The following is a 19,098-nucleotide window of genomic DNA, read 5'->3' on the forward strand; positions in this document are numbered from 1 at the left end:
CAATTATGACAACCTCCTCTCACAACCAGTTTGGGTTAACTGTAAATAACCAATTAGCCGACTTTATTAATAATCAACTATTACCTGGTACAGGTATTACTGAACAACTTTTTTGGCAAGGGTTTACTGACATTATTAATGACCTTAGCCCTATCAATCGTGCATTATTAGTTAAGCGTGAAGACTTACAACATCAAATTGATTGCTATCATTTAACCAATAAACACTGGGATGCTGCGCAATATCAACAATTTTTGACTGACATTGGCTATTTAGTTCCTGAACCTAATGATTTTTGTATTGAGACTGAAAATGCCGAGCCTGAGATAGCCCTTACCGCAGGCCCTCAGCTCGTTGTGCCAGTAAGCAACGCACGCTTTGCACTTAATGCAGCAAACGCGCGTTGGGGCTCGTTATACGATGCGCTCTATGGCACTGATGTACTAAGTGAAGAAGATGGCGCAGAGAAAGGCAATACCTATAATTCGGTGCGCGGCTTTAAAGTAATGGCCTACGCGAGACAGTTTTTAGACAAAGCCTTACCGCTTGAGAATGGATCTCATATTGAAAGCACTAACTATTCAGTAGTAAACGGCCAACTCATTATCACCTTACGAGATAGCTCTCAAACAGGCCTAAAACAGCCAGAACAACTCACAGGCTTTCAAGGTGAAGCACAAAACCCTAGCGCCATTTTACTAATAAACCATGGTTTACATATAGAGCTGCAAATAGATCATCAACACACTATTGGTCAAGCTGATAAGGCGGGTTTAAAAGACGTTGTACTAGAGGCGGCACTCACCACTATTATGGATTGTGAAGACTCAGTTGCCGCAGTAGATGGTGAAGATAAAGTGCAAGTTTATCAAAACTGGCTCGGCTTAATGAAAGGCACACTGATTGAATCATTTACAAAAGAGGGAAAAACCATTGAGCGTACCCTTGCCACAGATCGTCATTATAATGGTGTAAATGGCAAACCTCTGAGCCTAAAAGGCCGTAGCATGATGTTTGTGCGTAATGTGGGCCATTTGATGACAAACCCAGCAATACAAGATAGCCAAGGCAATGATGTATTTGAAGGTATAATGGATGCAATGATCACGGTAACCGCCGCACTGCATGACTTAAACGGGAATAGCCCTGTAAAAAACTCCACCGCAGCCAGTATTAATATCGTCAAACCCAAAATGCATGGCCCTGAAGAAGTTGCATTTACTAATACTTTATTTAGCCGAATCGAACAGGTTCTACAACTACCAACAAACACTATTAAGATGGGTATAATGGATGAAGAACGCCGTACCTCAGTCAACTTAAAAGCCTGTATAGAAGCTGCAAAACAACGCGTGGTATTTATCAATACCGGATTTTTAGATCGCACAGGTGATGAAATCCATACCTCAATGCAAGCTGGCGTCGTCCTACCAAAAGCAGCCATTAAGCAACAACCTTGGATCAGCGCTTATGAAGACAGAAATGTCGATATTGGCTTACAAACAGGATTAAGTGGCCGCGCTCAAATAGGTAAAGGGATGTGGCCAATGCCTGATAAAATGGCACTGATGATGGAGCAAAAAATTGCTCATCCACAATCAGGTGCCAATACAGCATGGGTGCCCTCCCCTACGGCAGCCACCTTACATGCTATGCATTATCATGATGTGGATGTATTTACCTGTCAAAAATCGATTTCGCAACGCCAACAGGCAAGCTTAAGCCAATTACTAACTCCTCCTTTGATGGTAGATGCAAACACGCTAAGCAAAGAAGATATTCAAGCTGAACTCGATAACAACGCGCAAGGAATATTAGGCTACGTAGTACGTTGGATTGACCAAGGTGTCGGTTGCTCTAAAGTACCTGATATTAACCACATAGGCTTAATGGAAGACCGTGCTACATTACGTATTTCGAGTCAGCATATGGCTAACTGGCTACAGCATGGGGTATGTACGCAAGCACAAATTGAGAATACGATGGCAAAAATGGCAAAAGTCGTTGATGGGCAAAATGAAGGTGATCCGGCTTATATCAATATGGCGGACTCAACCCAAAGCCTAGCAAACAGTATTGCCTATCAAGCAGCCCTAGCCCTTATATTAGAAGGCGTTAAACAACCCAGTGGCTATACTGAACCATTGTTACATTCCTTTCGTATAAAATACAAAGCAATGCAACAATAACTCCCCTTCGAGTTTATACCCAAACCACCTCAAGATGCGAGTTTCAGTTGGAATTTAAAGCGATTTAGGCAAGGCATTGATTGCAAGTAATAGTGGTTCTATTGTTAAAATCAATAACGCAGTATAAATCGCTTTAAAACCAACCCGTTGGGCGTTTCACAGGCACTTACTCTCATCGTTGTTACTTCTTAAAAGGGACTGCCATTGTTGCAAAGTAACGCCTTGATATTAAGCCCCTGTAAAACGCTGAATTCTGCATCTTGAGGTGGCTTGGGTATATTTGTGTCATATAGCCAACCTTCGGGTTGGCTTTTTTTTGCTTATTCATAACTACAATGAATGGCTAACATTCAGCAATGATTACCAACCAACAAAAAGCGCATTAAAAGTACGGCGCTTTATAAATCATCGCGATACTTCAATGAGTAAGCTCGTACTGGCAGTATGATATGAAATACCTTGAGCGCGGTGTTTCCGTTCCCATAGGTACAGGTTTATAAAATTCTTTAAGTGATTTGTCCACCACTGAGAATACACAGTTCACAGAGAGGAAATTAATGACTTTTTACTTAAGCTTTCTCGGTGTAGCGCGCAGTGCACCCTGCCCTCGCTGGTAAAATAGACTTGTCGTGTATAAATGACTACAGGAGCGCGGTGGATATTACTTTTAAGAGAGTATATTGCCACCGCGAATCTCATTGTCGCGAGATAAACTCGCTGCTACCTTTAACTAACAACCGTAGCGTTGTGATAAATGTTTTGTACGTCGTCGCAATCTTCAAGCATGGTAATAAACTTATCAAAATTAGCAATGTCATCTACATCTGTAATATCTATGTGTACTTGTGGTACAAACGTAATTTCGTCAACTTCGAAATTAATGCCTTCAAATGCTTCCTCAAGAGCTGTTTTTGCCTTAAAATATTCTGTATGCGGGGCAAAAACAGATACTTTACCGTCTTCCACTTCTACATCGGTTACATCAACATCAGCCATCATCAGCGCTTCAAGTACGACCTCATCGTCATCACCACTAAAACCTAATACAGCAAAGTGGTCAAACATATGGGCAACACAGCCTGGAGTGCCTATTTTTGAATCGGTTTTAGTAAACGGTAAGCGCACATCTTTAATGGTGCGATTAGGGTTATCTGTTAAGCAGTCAACAATTACCATGCAGTTACCAGGGCCATAACCTTCATAACGGGCTGTTGAATAATCTTCCCCTGCTCCGCCCGCTGCTTTTTCAATTGCTTTTTCGATTACATGTGCAGGAACTTGGTCACGTTTCGCACGCTCAATTAAACGCTTAAGCGATTGGTTTACTTCTGGGTCAGGCTCACCGTTTTTTGCAGCAACGTAAATTTCTTTACCGTATTTAGAATTAACTTTGGTTTTAGCATTGGCTGTTTTAGCCATTGAACTTTTGCGGACTTCAAATGCTCTGCCCATCTTACGCCTCTATTGTAAACTCGATATATTGAAAACATTTTAACAATTCACGCTGTGTTGGGCTAGTAGTTAAATGAGTGTCAAATAACAATTATAATGTTTCATTTCACATGGCTAATATTTAAAAACATTAAACAACACTCTATTTAACATAATAATAAATTATTGAACGCTGGAGTGTAAAAAAAGTAACTCTTGTTGATCTTCTCTCAACTGATTTATTAACTTAGGCAGTTCACTAAAGTGACGAAGAATGTAATCTGCTTGATTGGCATATAAAGGCATTTCATCAGGTGCGTATAAGCACGCTCTCATATTTGCATTATGTGCAGCTTGAATATCATAAAGATAGTCTCCAACATACAAGAGATTTTTCTGGTCTATATTCCACAGCGTGGCAATTGCATTTAACGCACTCGGATCGGGTTTCGGAGGGGCATCACTTCGCGTAAGTACCGTTTGTATTGGCAGCGGATTATTTTTTAATTTAATCGCCACAGCGCGGTCATAATTGCGTGTCACAATTGCCATTGGTATAGCAAGCTCTTTAAGCTGTGTTATAGCTTTCGCAACACCGGGTAGTAAATAGGCATGCTGGGCATCCATAAGCTCATGCTGGTGAACAATGTTCATTGCTTCTTCGCGCATATATGGTGACGGTAAAGTGGCTATATAACTGAGTAAGTCAACCTCCTCAGGGCAGCCTATTTGAGCTCTAATTAATGTAAAATCAAGATCAGATGACACTAAAGTCCCATCTAAATCAAAAATAACCCCTTCAACAGAATGATGATGATATGTGTTCATACATTTCCTTGTATCTGATGTTCAGCGTTGTGTTCGCATCTTAGTAACTTACTTTAAGATAGTGTACGTGCTCAAATATGAAAAGGAACAAATCTAAATAATTTAGGATAAAAAAACGCGCACAGAAGAAATGTGCGCGTTGGTTGGGGGAACAGTCACTAATTAATTAGTCAGAATCTTTCTCTTTCTTTGGAAGTGGCTCAAAGCGCGCTTCTAGCCACGTGTCGTCTTGGGTAAAATGCAAGGTCTTGACCTTACCTTTACCTTCAACATTTACCATATTTACTTGTGCAGGCCATAACTCTCTCAAAGCCCCATGGCTCATGCGTATTCCTTCAATCCCTTGCGGAATAGGTGCTTCTTGATAAACCCAAAAGAATTTACCATCAATTTGTGCACCTACTTTACGTAACTTTAAAGGAACGCCTGCTAAGGTTTTCAAAGCAACATGCGATTCAATATATTCAGCAAAGCGTTGTTGATCTTTTTTGTTACTAATAATGTCTGCATTGCCCGCAAATAAATGCTCTACTGCATGTTCGGTATCATGTAAATAAAAACGATGCATTAATTCAATATTATTAGTGCGTTTATTGAATAAAACAGTTGTTACAGACGCTTTTAATTGATGTGCAAAACTGGGCGCTGCAATTAAAAAACATAAGGCAACAAGCAAGAATCGCATTATTGTTGCTCCTCATTAGCGTCTTTCGGCTCATCTTTTTTTAGCTCAGTTTTAATATCCTGCATGATATCGCGGCTAACTTTGGCTTTACTTTTATCACGCTTATACACTTCGATTCGTGATGGAATAATGCGACGAGGGTAATTGTTGTTCTCAACATCAACGTCCGCAGTTTCCCAGCGAGGGTCAACCGTTACAGATACCAAAGGCTTGTTTTTATCGGTAATAATAAGCTTTTGTACGTGCTTGTGATTACGACGCCAAATTTCCGCCGGGATTGCACGCTCTTCTTTGCTACCATCTTCATACGTTAACTCAAGTAAGATCGGCATAACTAAGCCACCTAAGTTTGAAAATTCAAGTACATAATAGTTTTTATCTTCTGCAACAGCGCGATCTAGAACTTTGCGTTCCCACGGCTTCAAGCCTTTTAAAAATTTGTTGTACGAGTTACGCTCTTTGTTGGTCACTGTAAAACGATCGTTTTCATCATAAAAATCGGTCACATCTGTGTTTTCATCAACCCACAATTTTTTACCTTCCGCTTTATTTCGTTCAATAAATAGTGGTGTAGGCTTAGCCGCTTCAATATCACGCAAGCGATTAAAATCGATATCTGGGTTCTTCGTGTCTAAACGCAGCTGATATACTTTATCTAACGAAATATCAACATGATCAGTCGTAAAGAACCAACCACGCCAAAACCAATCTAAATCAACACCTGACGCTTCTTCCATAGTCCGGAAAAAATCAGCTGGGGTAGGGCGCTTATACTTCCAGCGCTGGGCATATTCTTTAAAGGCAAAATCAAATAACTCGCGGCCTAAAATCACTTCGCGCAGAATGTTCAGTGCAGCAGCAGGTTTGGTATAAGCGTTAGGGCCTAAACGTAATACACTATCTGACTGAGTCATTACAGGAACTTGGTTTTCAGATTTCATATACGCGACGATATCACGCGGTTCAACACCCCATGGAATTGTTGGATCCCACTCACGACCTGCAACACCATCTAAAAAGCTGTTTAACCCTTCATCCATCCACGTCCATTGACGCTCATCTGAGTTAACAATCATTGGGAAATAAATATGACCCACTTCATGGATAACCACGCCGATTAAAAAGCGCTTTTCGGCTTGAGAATAAGTACGCGTACCATCATCTTGTAACTTTGTACGCGGGCCATTAAACGTGATCATTGGGTATTCCATACCGCCAACAGGGCCATTGACTGACTGCGCTACAGGATATGGATAATCAAATGAATAACGGGAGTACACATCCATCGTATGGATCACTGATTCTGTTGAATATTTTTTCCATAAATCGCCCCCTTCTTTAGGGAAGAATGACATCGCCATTACTAATGGCTGCTCTTTGCCTCCTTGTTGGTAACCTTTGGCATCCCACATAAATTTACGCGAAGAAGCCCATGCAAAATCACGCACGTTTTCAGCTTTAAAGTGCCATGTTTTGGTTTTGTCTGAGCCTTCTTTTTCGTTCTCTAGTGCTTCTTCTTCAGTGACGATAAAAACTGGCCGTTTTGCTTTTTCAGCTTCTTTTAAACGGTTACGTTGAGTGCGGGTTAACACACTGCTGGCGTTATCAAGCTTACCCGTTGCCGAGACGATGTGATCAGCAGGAACAGTGATCTCAACATCATAATCACCAAACTCTAAGGTAAACTCACCACTGCCTAAGAAAGCTTTATTAGTCCATGCTTCATAATCAGTGTAAGCAGCTAAACGCGGAAACCACTGCGCAAGTAAAAATATATCATTGCCATCTTTTTCAAAGTGCTCGTAACCAGAGCGTGCACCTACGGCATCTTCTTCCACAATGTTGAAAGCAAAGTTCATACTAAATTCAACATCTTTACCCGGCTTAAGTGGCTCATTTAAGTCAATACGCATAAGGGTATCAACAACCGTTACTTTTAGTGCTTTACCGTTATCGTCTTTTACATCAGCAACGGTAAAACCTAATTCGTTATCACCCATAAATTGTTGACGACGCAATTGGCCTAAGCTCAACTTTGCTGGTTTTTGATCTGGGCGACCTTGTAATTTATTTGTATTAAAAGTTGATGTGCGCTCTGCAATTGAATCGCTTTTAAAAATATTTTGATCCAGTTGTAACCATAAATACTTTAAAGTGTGTGGTGAGTTATTTTTATATTCAATCGTTTGGCTAGCCGTTAAACGGCGCTTTTTTTCATCTAACTTTACATCAATATCGTAGTTAACTTCTTGTTGCCAATAATTTTCAGCAGGAGCACCGGCTGCATTGCGATATACATTTGGCGTAGGCAATGCCTCATCAAGTTGGCGAAACTTATCAACAAACGAACCCTTAGTTTGCTCAACTGACGACGCCATTACAGTACTTGAAAGTGCCAGAGGTACTAAGAGTGCACCCAAGGTCATCACTGCTTTTTTCATAATTGTTCCTGTTAATTTTGTGTAATGTTACTGTGTCAAAATTGCATACACTATTCAATCTATTAGCGATAAACCCACGCATTTATAGGGTAAAAAATAATGTATTCCTAAATCTCTTACTTTTACAATAATATTGGTATCGTAAAGGGGGTTTACAGTCATAGATTCATGCAAATGTTTTACTGTTAGTACAGAAGCAAACTTGAAATCAGAGCAACTTGAACACGTTTTTGTAAAAGGGAAAGTATGAGATTTTACATCGTAACAAATGATCGTATTGCTACAATTCCAGCGCAAAACGCTCAACTGAATAAATACAAAAAACAGGCTTTAAATTCATCGATATTGCCGATGAATACGATGAAAATGATGCATTAAATCGTATACCTAAATATAAGAAAGTAGATACAATGTGGCTTGTTTTATGCAGTATTTTAGTGCTTTTAAGCCTAATTTCGGCTATTTATACGTTAATTACAAAATAGTGAAGTTTTTAGTTGATCTTTATAGTCATTTGTATTTAAAATCGCCCACTTTTTTGATTTGAGGGGTAAAAGAGCACAGCTTTTTCCTTCAAAAGTGTTTCGAAATAATGCAGAAAATGCGGTGGTCATATGGATTTTTATATCCTAAAAAAACAACAAGAACTAATTGCAATACCAGCCGACGAACAAAGCTGTAAACAATACTTAGACTCTGGGTATTTTTATATTGATAAAGTAGCGGCCTGCAACGAAACAAATGCATTAAAAGTGTTGCAGTCAAAACAAACTAAAGCACTCAAGGTGCCATTAATTATGGCTTTATTTGCTTTACCTCTTGTTCTTTTTGCTTGGTACAGCCTAAGTAATTAAAGATTAAGCTTTTCACCCTTGCATCTTAATATAGCTTGGGTATATTGACGCTCTTAACCGTTTTTAAGAGCGTGACATGAAAGTTTTACATACCTCAGATTGGCATTTAGGCCAGCATTTCTATGAACACAGCCGTAGCCAAGAACATCAACAATTTTTTAATTGGCTGATTGATACGCTCGCTAACGAAAACGTCGATTTATTACTCGTTTCAGGTGATATTTATCACACAGCAACGCCTGCAGCGAGTGCTGAGAATCAGCTTTATCAATTTGTAAAAGACGTAAAAAAACGCTGCCCTAATTTACATATTGTTATTATTGCTGGAAATCATGACTCAGCAAACAGAATTATGACCGCACAGCCGTTACTTGCCCAATTTGATACCCATGTAGTAGGGCGCTTTGATGTGAATAACCCAGATGGGGTGGTCATTCGTTTGAACACTGATTTTATCAACACCCATATCGTTGCTATGCCCTTTTTACGCGCAAGTGATGTTAGCCTCCTCAGCAACAATGAAAACGGCCACGATTACGCTCAAGGCATTGCTAAGGCCTATCAGCTTAGCACTGAATGCGCATTACAAGATAAACCCGCTATCACACCTTTAATCGTGATGGGGCACTTACATGCCAAAGGCGGGGATATCTCCAGCGACTCAGAACGCAATTTAGTCATTGGCGGTGAAGACGCTGTCACTGCACAGGTATTTAGTACCAATGCAGACTACGTCGCACTTGGGCATCTACATAAAGCACAGAAAGTGGCTAAATCAGATTTTATTCGTTACAGTGGCACACCAATGCCTATGTCGTTCTCAGAGCGTCACTATCAACATCAAGTCTGTCTTATTGAATTTAAAACCAGCGAAAAAGGGACTATCGAAACCACTGTAAACCCCCTTTACATTCCACGTACAAATGACGTTATTTTACTGCCCGAAGGTGATTGCGTGCCCCTTGCGCAATTATGTGAGCAAATAACCGAGCTGGACTTAAGTAATCATGCTCATGCCCCCTATTTACGAGTGAAACTCAGCGCAGGTGACACCGATACCACCTTTAGAGAGCAAATTGAGAATGCTCTAGAGAATAAAGATATACACTTTTGTGGCATAGAGCGTGTTCGTCAAACAAATAAAGAGCACAACACACCGGTATTTGAAGACTTAACGCAAGTAGAAATGCTCAACCCGCACACACTATTAGAACAAGCCTTTGCAGCAAATAAAGATTTAGCGGGTGAAGAAGTATCAAACGAACTTAAAAGTCTACTAACTAATGTAATTGCTGAGCTTGAGGAGCAAGAACAACAATGAAAATCCTCGCGGTACGAATTAATAATTTAGCATCAATCGTCGATGCACAAATAGACTTTGAAAGCGCGCCTTTGAAAGACGCGGGCTTATTCGCAATCACAGGGGATACCGGCGCAGGTAAAAGTACAATTTTAGATGCTATTTGTTTATCTTTATATGCTAAAACCGCACGTTTAGGTGGCGACCATGGTAATAAAGTCGAGTTTCAAGGTGACAATATTAGACTCAATGACGCCCGTAATTTATTGCGCCGTGGAGCAGGGCAGGGCTTTGTAGAAGTTGACTTTATAGGCCAAGATAAACAACGTTACCGTGCTCGATATGAAATAGCCAGAGCAAGAGGCAAAGCAAACGGTAATTTAAAAAGCGCAGAACACACGCTATTTAGCCTGCCAGATGAGTCTTTACTTGTCAGTAATAAAAGCGCTACCAGTAAAGAAATTGAGCGCATTATAGGTTTAAGTTTTGAGCAGTTTTCGCGTGCGGTATTATTGGCACAACATGAGTTTGCCGCTTTTTTAAAAGCCAGCGCAGATGAACGCGCACAGCTCTTAGAGTGCCTAACGGGTACCGATAAATTTAGTTTAATTGGTAAACGTATTTATGAGCGCCATAAAGAGCAACTCAGTAAATTAGAAATACTAAAAGCAAGCGTAGCTAGTTATACACTATTAACAGATGAAGAATTGGCAACAAAAACAACCGTTCTTGCTGATTTGAAAAAACAAATTGAATTAGCGAAACAAGACTTAGCCAACACCGAACAAGGGCTTAATTGGCATAAACAAGCCAATACATTAGATAAAGCCCTACAGGCTGCATTACAAAACCAACAACAAGCAAACAACGCGCTTGAACTTATTGCTCAAAAAAGTGAGCAAGCAAAACAGGCACAAAGTACACTTGAAATTAAAGATAATCGCCGTCGTTTTAAAGATTTAACAGTTCAAAATACAGAGCTAACAGCTAAAATCAGTGATTTAAAAAAAATTGACCACGCAGCATTAATCACGGATCTTGCTAGTACATTAGAAACACACAGCGATACGCTAAAAACGGCGAAACAACAAAAGCAAAGTGCTGAACCTGTTATAGCTAAAGCACGCGAGCTCGACAACAACATTGCGATACAAGCACAAGCAATTACAACCATCACTCAGCAAACCGAAAAAGAACAAAAACAACTAACTCACTTACAACAGCAACATAAAAAAAACCACACAGATCATAATGAGGCTGTAAAACTCACAGAAAAACACCAGCAATGGCTAGAGCAGCACAACCAACTCAAGCAATTAGCCAGTGATTGGAATTACTATAAACACAGTTTTAATCAGTTTTTAAGTGCTAAGCAGCAATTAAGTATAACAACAGAGCAAAGCCAAAAATTAAAAAACGAGCAAATAGAGCAAACCGAGTTACTCGCCAAACATAATGAAAAAGTTACGTTTAATGAGCAAGCGCTTATACACGAGCAACAAAAACTAAATCAATTAAATACGCAACAAAATGAATTTAATATTGAGCATTACGACGCCCAACTTAAAGCGATTGATTATTTAAAAGAGCAGCGTGAACGTTATAAACAATTTAACCTTGAGCTTAAGCAAAGTACGCAGCAACAAAGTTCGACTGCAGCAAAGCTTGCCCAAAGCCAACAAACACAAACATCGCTTAAACAAAAACTAATTCAATGCGAGCAAGCGCTTAAACACAGTGAATACGCACTGAATCAAGCACGCCTACGTGCCAGCGAAAATGTTGAGCATTTACGCACGCAACTAGCACCCAATGAGCCATGTGTAGTCTGTGGTGCAACCGAACATCCATTTGCCAATAACCAAAACCAGCAATTTGATAATTTAATAACTGATTTTGAAAACAACTTTAACAACGTTAAGCAACACTATGATCATGCTTTAACTGAGCTTCACCAACATCAAACACAGCATGCCGTCTTAGTTGCCGAGCATACTCAGCATAGTCAAGCGATACACACTGCACAAAACAAGCAACTTGAAATTAAAAACACCATGCAAGCGGCCCGCAGTGAGTTGAATGAGCTTACCCCTGAGCAACTTAATACCACATACACACAACTTAGTGAGCAAAAAGCACACTATTTTGAAACTCAAAAAACACAGCGCAGCTTACAAGAGATAGTAAATCAGCTGCAAAGTACATTAAAAACAGAGCAACAAACTCAACAAGTTTTACACACTAAGCATGTTGATTTAACCAACCAACAAAACCAACTTAGCAACAAGTTGGACGAACTAAATACACAAATTAATGAGCTGAGCACAGCGCTTAATTCGCAGTTTGAAAAGGCCGAGTTTTGGCAGCAATTGCAAAATAACACATTAAATCTAACTGACTTAAATCAGCAAGTAGAGCAATTTCAGCACGCCCAAGAACAGCTAGAGCAAAGTCAAAAACGCCGTGATGCTGCGGATCAACAAATACAACAATTAACCCCACTTATAACCGATGCTGAGCTAATACTAAAAACACTCAATGACGACTCAAGCACAGCTCAGCAACTGCAAAGCACAACGCAAAGCGAACGTTTAGCGCTATTTAATGGGGAACACATTAGTGCAGACGACTATCTGGCAAAACTAACAGCTCAACAAGAACAATGCCAAACACAGCTTAATGAGAGTCAAAAAGCCCACGATAACGCAATTAAAAAGCGTGACGAACACGCTATAAGCCTTAAGAACGATGAACAACGCCTACTTGAAAATACTCAAGATCAAGTTTCACTTAGTGATCGTTATAATGAATGGTTTGCTGAATTTAAAACCCTGTACGTTGATGCTAGCCATGCACAGGTCGAAATTTTACTAACTCTAAGCGGTGAGGATATTAAAGCGCAATTAACACAACACGCGCAATTAACCCACGCTTTAGTTGATGCCAACGCCGCATTAAAGCAGCAGCAAAATGCACATGCGCAGCATCAAAATAACGATAAACCAAAGCATGATCATAGCGAGCTTGTTGAGCAATTAAATAGTATAAACGAGCAATTAACAGCGCTACACAAGTCACAACTTGAAACCAATACGGCGCTTGAACAACACAATCAAAATAGTCATCTACTGCAGAGCAAACAAGCTGAATTGATCACATTACAAGCGCAGGCACAGCAGTGGCATTTACTAAACAAAGTACTCGGTGATGCAACAGGTAAAACCATGCGTAATTTAGCGCAAACACAAACACTAAAAATACTGCTTCATTATGCAAATAGCCACTTACGCACTTTGAACAAGCGCTATGAGCTCACTGCAATTGATCAAACTTTAGATATCGCTATTGTTGATAAAGATATGGCAGATGAAAAACGTTCGGTAAATACTTTATCAGGCGGGGAGTCATTTTTAGTTTCCTTGGCATTAGCGCTTGGCCTTGCATCGCTGTCATCAAACAAAGTTAGCATTAACTCTTTGTTTATTGATGAAGGCTTTGGTACGTTAGACAGTGAGACTCTTAGTATTGCCATGGATGCACTCGATTCATTACAAGCACAAGGTCGCAAGGTGGGAGTTATTTCTCATGTAACACAAATGACTGAACGAGTTGCCACACAAGTACACGTCGCTAAAAAGCCTGGTGGTTATTCAACTATTTCGATTATTTAAAGGATTGATACTATGCCAACATTTACCAATGACGAAGCAACTGAGTATGACTCACGCATAACCCGACTCGTCCCAGGTTATGATTTACTCCATAGCACCACCGCGGCACAGCTAAAAGCAACGCTGGGCGATCACGCGCATATTTTAATCGTAGGTTCTGGCACAGGCAAAGAAATCGCACAGCTTGCTACACTTAACCCAACATGGCGTTTTACCGCGCAAGATATCTCAATTGATATGCTTAACATTGGCCAACAGCGCTTCGCAGATATGGGCATTAGTGAACGCGTGACAATTCATGTAGGGGATGTGGCAACGTTAACAGACCCTGTAGATGCAGCGATATGTTTGTTAGTACTGCACTTTTTAGCTGACAATGGCGATAAGAAAACCATGCTAAAAGCAATTTCTAAACTGCTAAAACCACAAGGGCAACTATATCTAGGTGACCTAATGCGCCCAGAGACGACCTTTGAACGTGATGCTCAGTTTATATTATGTCAACAGTTGGGCTTAACTGAAGTGGGTATCGAGCGAATGAAACATAATTTTGAGCATGAGTTTTTTGCTCTAGATAGAATGCGTTTAGCCGATCTACTTAATGAGTCTGGTTTCAACACTGCAAAGCTATACTTTAAAGCGTTAAGCTTTAGCGGTCATGTTATACAAAAACGCTAATAATGGCACTGGGTTAGTCCATGTTTAATAATGTCGGCTAACCCCTGTTATCATATAGGTTACAGTTAACGCATTGTTCAGCAGGAAATAAGAGATTGATTTTTAAGTGTAATTTATTGTTATTAATCTTTGTACCCAATAAACTTGCAACCTAGAAAAATACTGTTACGCTATATATTCATCTTTTACAGGACGTAAACCAATGAATAAATGGATTTTTTTAATCATCCTAGGTTTTAGTAGCCAAGTAAATGCAACAACGCATACTGAATGTAAACTACTAAAAAAAGAACGTACATCCATATATCAGCAGCTAAACCAAAGTGCGTTACTCGTTAACGTCCAGCAATTAAAAAAACGTCACGCGATCCTTACAGCCAGTTTGTCCCAGCATTGTAATAAAACGACACCAAGTAACGCACGCATGACTTTGCCTTTAGTAGATAGCGTTAATACGTATGAAAAAAAACAAACAACCTTACAAGAAGCATTTCATTTATTACCCTCTAGCTGCGATTCTGCCACACTTATAAGGAATGCCCATTGGTGTGATACACAAAAAAAACCTCTATCGACAGCAAAAGTAAGCACAATGATAAAGCAGATTGAAATAGAATCAGATGACCACATTTTTAATATTTCACACTCATTTGAAAGCGCAACAATAACGACTATTTCACCATCTAAAGTTAAGCAACTAAGCCAAAATAACTTATTTCATAACGCAATTATTGTTGTCGCCGGGCTGTTTTTTCTAAGTGTGGCCATATTACTAGGATTGTGTTGGCGACAAACACGTTCAAATAACAATACCTACTTTATATTTAGACCTTAACAGATAATTCTGTAGCGGCAGATAGTTGCCGCACTCATGCTTAATAAAGATTAACCGCTTTGCAAGCAACCTTACTGATACCCTCCTACTGTCCAATACTAAGTAACTTTGCCCACGGACTCGACCTATCCTCTAAGTTTTTTCCCAATTCATCTGGAGCAATGCCTCCTAATAAAGCATTTTTTTGATCTTCCAACTGCGCTGTAAACCCTTTAATTGCATCAATAAAATCTTCTTTATCTGTTGCTAATAATGACTGAGATTCTTTTATATCATTTTCAGCCAGGCTTAGCATTTCTTGGCGAAGCCCCAGTTCTTTATAGGCTAAAAAATCAATCCCTAAGGAATTAAACAAAGCAGCTTCGCGCATTTCATCTCGTTCAATCACCACTTTTATAGGGACTTCCATTATTTCTTGAATCGACAGCTTATAAAAATCTTGCTCGTAAGTCCGTGTATCGGGGTTTTTCTGTAACTGAGCACGAACTTCATATTTAATATCTTGATAAAGCGCCTTGGCTTGTTCAGATACGTTCTCATGGTTATTGGCAACATTAACAGCCATGTCGATTGTAACTGGCTTAGGTGCTTGTGCGTGCTGTAGTTTTTGAGAAAACTCTGTGTGCTTATTGATGCTACTTGTATGAGAGTAATCCGCTGTTGGGTTAATAGTTGCATACCCAGCTATCGCCTTGATCATTGAAATTGAAGACATAATAAATCCTTGTTGTGTGTTCCCCCTCTGATACAGCAATTTCAATACCAGTTTTAAAAAAAGGCTAATATCTTAAACGACCAATCTATTTTAATTCCTACCCAAAGGTGCTAATTCTGCAGTTTACGTATAAAGTGATATTTAGCATTAAATAGATCCGCGTTAATAAAGGGTATTTATATGGAAAACTTAGGTTTTATTTTCGGAATTATAGGGATGTCGATGGGCCTTGCTGGCTTTATATTTAGCATTGTAGCAATGTCAAAAATAGATAAACTTGAAAGTAAACTCAAGCAACTTGATGTCTTGAATCAAGATTTTAAGTTGGACTAGCGCGGGTATTCATGATGTTTAATAAAGATAAACAGGCCTTAATAGTTACAATTAAGGCCTGAATCTAACCAGCATAATGCAGAGAAAATGCTTAATACTTCCTCCGTTGCATTTTTACAAGTAATTAAAAATTAGTCATCCGTTTTTAATTGCTTAGCGCGCTCCTCTGCGGCAATTAATTCAGGTGACTTTGGTACAATTTTTTTAGGCTCAATTGTTGGCTTTTCATTTGAATCAGGTGCCCAAGTAGGATCTAAAGATAAGTTGGCAAATGGGTTCGCTTTTTTAGCTTGTGGATCAGCCGATGTTGAAGCCTTTGTTTCAACTGCTTTTTGTTGCTCTGCTACTAATTCATTGTTTAATGCGGTAAGTGCTTGCGCAACTTCATCATTTTCAGCCATATTTTCGGTCTCAGCATTTAATGCAGTAACAGCTTCAACGGATACCAATGGCTCATTTTTAATCGGCTCAACAACGGTTGTCGCAACAGGCACCTCATGTGAGCTTGAAACTTCAGGGTGAATGTTTTGCGGCTGGGTAGGCTGGGTATCTTCAGGACGCTCACTAGGCGTGTCACTTGGCTTCGCCTCATCGGACTCAATAGGCTCTTTAGTTGGTTCACTCTTTATAGGTTTAGTCCCAGGTAAAGGCGCATTAGGATCAAATATGCGAATTTCTGGCTCTTCAAAATCATGTTCATTTTTAAAAATACGTTGGGTTAGATCAATACGGTTAACTGTAGGTTTTTCTACCGGTTCATTAGGCGTAATTGCAGGCTCACAGTTACTGACTTCTTGTGTGTCTGTAACAGGCTCGACTGATATTGGTTTAATAGTAGATTGAGGCGCTTTTACTGGTGTAGTTAATTCAGGCGCTGGCGTTATTGGCTCAACCGCCGCTTTATTTTTTTCTCGTATACGAAAAACGATAAATGCAGCTAATAACAATACACCTAAAAGCAACATCGTAGGAATTAATAATGATGCTGATTCTGTTTGTTGACTTTCAACAACGGGGGGGACATATTTCACAACAGCTTGTGTCGGTTCAGTTTGAACGGTTAGCGGTTCAACTGTTTCTGCATTGTTTGTTTCTGCATTGTTTGTCTCTTCACTTATGTCAATAATTGCGGGGGTGCTATCTTTTACTTGTTCTAATGTATCATTGCTATTTACTGACTCCGCTTGTGCACTATTAGCTGCACCCGCTTGAGTGTCAAGGGGGTTTACAGTAACTGTTTGTGTTACTTCTTCTGTTAAAACTTCTATTGGTTCAACAGTCGCTGAAGTATCAGCATGAAAAGTCGGTTCATCTATTACAATCGACTTTGCCGATTCTTGTTTTTCAACTTGGATAGGCGGCGCTTTGCTGCAATTTTTTTTGTAGTCTCTGGCAGCATTGCGGTAACTTTGGCTACTTGTATTATCTTTATGTTGCTGCATTTGCTGCTTATACAAAATACATAAAGCTTCACTGTATTTAGCAAAACTATTAAAACTACAAGTGAGTAAAAAAAATAAGCTAAGTCGTATAAATAAGGTCATCATTAATCTATTAAAGCAAAATAACACAATGACCCCAGTTTAATAGCACTGAAGAAATTAATCTAGCCACGTATTGCTTATTCTATCACCATCAACGCGCGATACTCATCGTAAGCAAATTGATCAGTCATACCACTAATATAGTCTTGGATAAGCCTACACCTGTAATAAAACTCGTAAGCCAATACATGATCAGGCTCTGCTTGCATTGCGTCAATGGCTTGTGAATAGCTGTTCAAATGCTTTTTAGATAGCTTTTTAAGTAATCTAGTTTCAATTAAAAAGCGTTGGTCGCCTTTAGTAACCCGTTTAAAATCGTCATGGCTTAATTGTAATAACGGCTTATAACAATCAAGTAAGCCATTAATAATGCGATAACCTTGTAACTCAAGTTTTTCAACTTCTTTATGAGAAAAAACATGTTCTAAAGCAACCTGTTTTAGCGTTTTAGTTACCGCATGTAAATGACTTCTATCTTCTAATAGTGCTTGATTGAAATCGCCATGAAATACCGCTTCAATATTGTTTATAAAGCGCTTAGCTGCATAATTTACAAGTGGATGTAACAATGAAACGCGTAAATATATAAAAAACTCACTATTAAAATTATAGGGTTGTTGCGCCGCCTTCTCTAACGCATAATTTGCTGCTTTTTCAACCATCAGCTGATGTTCACCATCATTAATAGCAAAGTTTATTAGCGCTTTTTTATAATGCAGCTTGAGTTTTTCGCATAATAACTCAACGCTTATAATGTCTTTCTCAACGGCATCTTCAATATCTGCCAGACAATATGAAATATCATCTGCCGCTTCCATTATGTAACTCGCTGGGTGGCGACACTGTGGGTCTATTTCAAGTTCCTTTTGCAATGATTCTACAAAGTTTTTTTCGCTAAAGTAAAAACCCACTTTTTTCATTAAATAATTTTTGCTCTGAGGAATATCTGCTTTTTGCATTGTGGCGGGACGAGTGTATTTTAATATTCCTGCCGTTTGGCTGTACGTTAAGTTTAGACCAAGCAGTGAATGAACAATACGAATACCTTGTGCATTGCCTTCAAAATTACATACATCTTGCGCTAAGTGCTTAAATATAACACCAATACCTGTGTGCGGATCTGCACAGCGCTGTGGTATCAATGCAGTGAGGTTCTTGTCAAACCAATGATTAATTGCTGCTTCACCAAAATGTCCAAATGGAGGGTTACCAATATCGTGCATCAGGCAAGCCATTTCGACCAAACTTTCCAAGGGGCGCTCTAAATCTATTAAACCAAACTCACGCTGCTGCTGATCGCTTAAGTAATTAAAAATACGCTGCACGATAAAGCGGCCAACTTGTTGTACTTCAAGCGAGTGGGTAAGTCGAGAGCGCACCGCAGCATTGCGCTCTAATGGAAAAACCTGCGTTTTTTGCTGCAACCGACGAATAGCAGCGCTGTTAATGATACGGCCACGGTCGCTTTCAAGCGCAGTTTGTAAATTAGGTGTGGAGCGAACTTCTCGAGCGGGGGTTATTTTTTTAGTAAAATCGATCATAGTAGTTCCTTCTTAAAGTCTTTTTAAATTAACAGCTTTATCCAACAATTCTA

15 protein-coding genes are annotated in these 19,098 nt (G+C 39.5%); 8 read left to right on the forward strand and 7 right to left on the reverse strand.

Annotated features, from left to right (window positions below):
• The first annotated feature begins 5 nt into the window (after nucleotides 1–5).
• Nucleotides 6–2,189 carry a malate synthase G gene (locus tag ACJJVX_RS03550; RefSeq protein ID WP_405630180.1) on the forward strand — a complete coding sequence of 728 codons (2,184 nt, stop codon included), beginning with the start codon at nucleotides 6–8 and terminating at the stop codon, nucleotides 2,187–2,189.
• A 726-nt stretch (nucleotides 2,190–2,915) separates the two neighbouring features.
• Here ACJJVX_RS03550 and ACJJVX_RS03555 read toward each other — a convergent pair.
• From ACJJVX_RS03555 to ACJJVX_RS03570, 4 genes are all read right to left on the reverse strand, one after another.
• On the reverse strand, nucleotides 2,916–3,641 hold the full coding sequence (locus ACJJVX_RS03555) for a YebC/PmpR family DNA-binding transcriptional regulator (protein WP_054203953.1): 726 nt from the start codon (nucleotides 3,639–3,641) through the stop codon (nucleotides 2,916–2,918).
• 162 nt (nucleotides 3,642–3,803) lie between these two features.
• Entirely contained in the window at nucleotides 3,804–4,448 is a 645-nt protein-coding gene (locus ACJJVX_RS03560; protein WP_054203952.1) for an HAD family hydrolase, read from the reverse strand.
• 166 nt (nucleotides 4,449–4,614) lie between these two features.
• Complete coding sequence (locus ACJJVX_RS03565) at nucleotides 4,615–5,133, reverse strand: DUF6702 family protein (protein WP_054203951.1); 519 nt, start codon at nucleotides 5,131–5,133, stop codon at nucleotides 4,615–4,617.
• Nucleotides 5,133–7,574, reverse strand: coding sequence for a M1 family metallopeptidase (locus tag ACJJVX_RS03570; protein ID WP_054452533.1), 2,442 nt, complete (start codon nucleotides 7,572–7,574; stop codon nucleotides 5,133–5,135). Before ACJJVX_RS03570 ends, ACJJVX_RS03565 begins: the two co-directional genes overlap by 1 nt.
• A 246-nt stretch (nucleotides 7,575–7,820) precedes the next feature.
• Here ACJJVX_RS03570 and ACJJVX_RS03575 point away from each other — a divergent pair, with 246 nt between their 5' ends.
• The 6 genes from ACJJVX_RS03575 to ACJJVX_RS03600 all read left to right on the forward strand — a co-directional run bounded on the left by ACJJVX_RS03575 (nucleotide 7,821) and on the right by ACJJVX_RS03600 (nucleotide 14,912).
• Nucleotides 7,821–7,952, forward strand: a complete 132-nt coding sequence (locus tag ACJJVX_RS03575) for a hypothetical protein (protein WP_405630184.1) — start codon at nucleotides 7,821–7,823, stop codon at nucleotides 7,950–7,952.
• A gap of 236 nt (nucleotides 7,953–8,188) precedes the next feature.
• The gene (locus tag ACJJVX_RS03580) at nucleotides 8,189–8,428 is read left to right on the forward strand and encodes a hypothetical protein (protein WP_054203949.1); all 240 of its coding nucleotides are present in this window, start codon (nucleotides 8,189–8,191) and stop codon (nucleotides 8,426–8,428) included.
• Between the two features lie 76 nt (nucleotides 8,429–8,504).
• Nucleotides 8,505–9,749, forward strand: coding sequence for an exonuclease SbcCD subunit D C-terminal domain-containing protein (locus ACJJVX_RS03585; RefSeq protein ID WP_170172903.1), 1,245 nt, complete (start codon nucleotides 8,505–8,507; stop codon nucleotides 9,747–9,749).
• Entirely contained in the window at nucleotides 9,746–13,399 is a 3,654-nt protein-coding gene (locus ACJJVX_RS03590; RefSeq protein WP_405630188.1) for an AAA family ATPase, read from the forward strand. Before ACJJVX_RS03585 ends, ACJJVX_RS03590 begins: the two co-directional genes overlap by 4 nt.
• A 12-nt stretch (nucleotides 13,400–13,411) precedes the next feature.
• Nucleotides 13,412–14,077 carry a class I SAM-dependent methyltransferase gene (locus tag ACJJVX_RS03595; protein ID WP_054203946.1) on the forward strand — a complete coding sequence of 222 codons (666 nt, stop codon included), beginning with the start codon at nucleotides 13,412–13,414 and terminating at the stop codon, nucleotides 14,075–14,077.
• A gap of 202 nt (nucleotides 14,078–14,279) precedes the next feature.
• Nucleotides 14,280–14,912: a hypothetical protein gene (locus tag ACJJVX_RS03600; protein ID WP_405630190.1), complete on the forward strand. Its 633-nt coding sequence runs from the start codon at nucleotides 14,280–14,282 to the stop codon at nucleotides 14,910–14,912.
• Between the two features lie 85 nt (nucleotides 14,913–14,997).
• Here ACJJVX_RS03600 and ACJJVX_RS03605 read toward each other — a convergent pair whose 3' ends face one another.
• Nucleotides 14,998–15,627 carry a hypothetical protein gene (locus tag ACJJVX_RS03605; protein ID WP_405630192.1) on the reverse strand — a complete coding sequence of 210 codons (630 nt, stop codon included), beginning with the start codon at nucleotides 15,625–15,627 and terminating at the stop codon, nucleotides 14,998–15,000.
• Between the two features lie 180 nt (nucleotides 15,628–15,807).
• On the opposite strand from ACJJVX_RS03605, the gene ACJJVX_RS03610 reads away from it, so the two are divergent.
• Complete coding sequence (locus ACJJVX_RS03610; RefSeq protein ID WP_167349693.1) at nucleotides 15,808–15,960, forward strand: hypothetical protein; 153 nt, start codon at nucleotides 15,808–15,810, stop codon at nucleotides 15,958–15,960.
• 131 nt (nucleotides 15,961–16,091) lie between these two features.
• Here ACJJVX_RS03610 and ACJJVX_RS03615 read toward each other — a convergent pair whose 3' ends face one another.
• Entirely contained in the window at nucleotides 16,092–17,504 is a 1,413-nt protein-coding gene (locus ACJJVX_RS03615; RefSeq protein WP_405630195.1) for a hypothetical protein, read from the reverse strand.
• A gap of 77 nt (nucleotides 17,505–17,581) precedes the next feature.
• Nucleotides 17,582–19,045 (reverse strand): dGTPase, encoded by a 1,464-nt coding sequence (gene dgt, locus ACJJVX_RS03620; RefSeq protein ID WP_405630197.1) that lies wholly within the window; start codon nucleotides 19,043–19,045, stop codon nucleotides 17,582–17,584.
• Between the last annotated feature and the right edge of the window lie 53 nt (nucleotides 19,046–19,098).

It is taken from the genome of Pseudoalteromonas sp. Ld20, from assembly GCF_045064175.1.
In the GTDB taxonomy this organism is placed as follows: Bacteria; Pseudomonadota; Gammaproteobacteria; order Enterobacterales; family Alteromonadaceae; genus Pseudoalteromonas; species Pseudoalteromonas neustonica.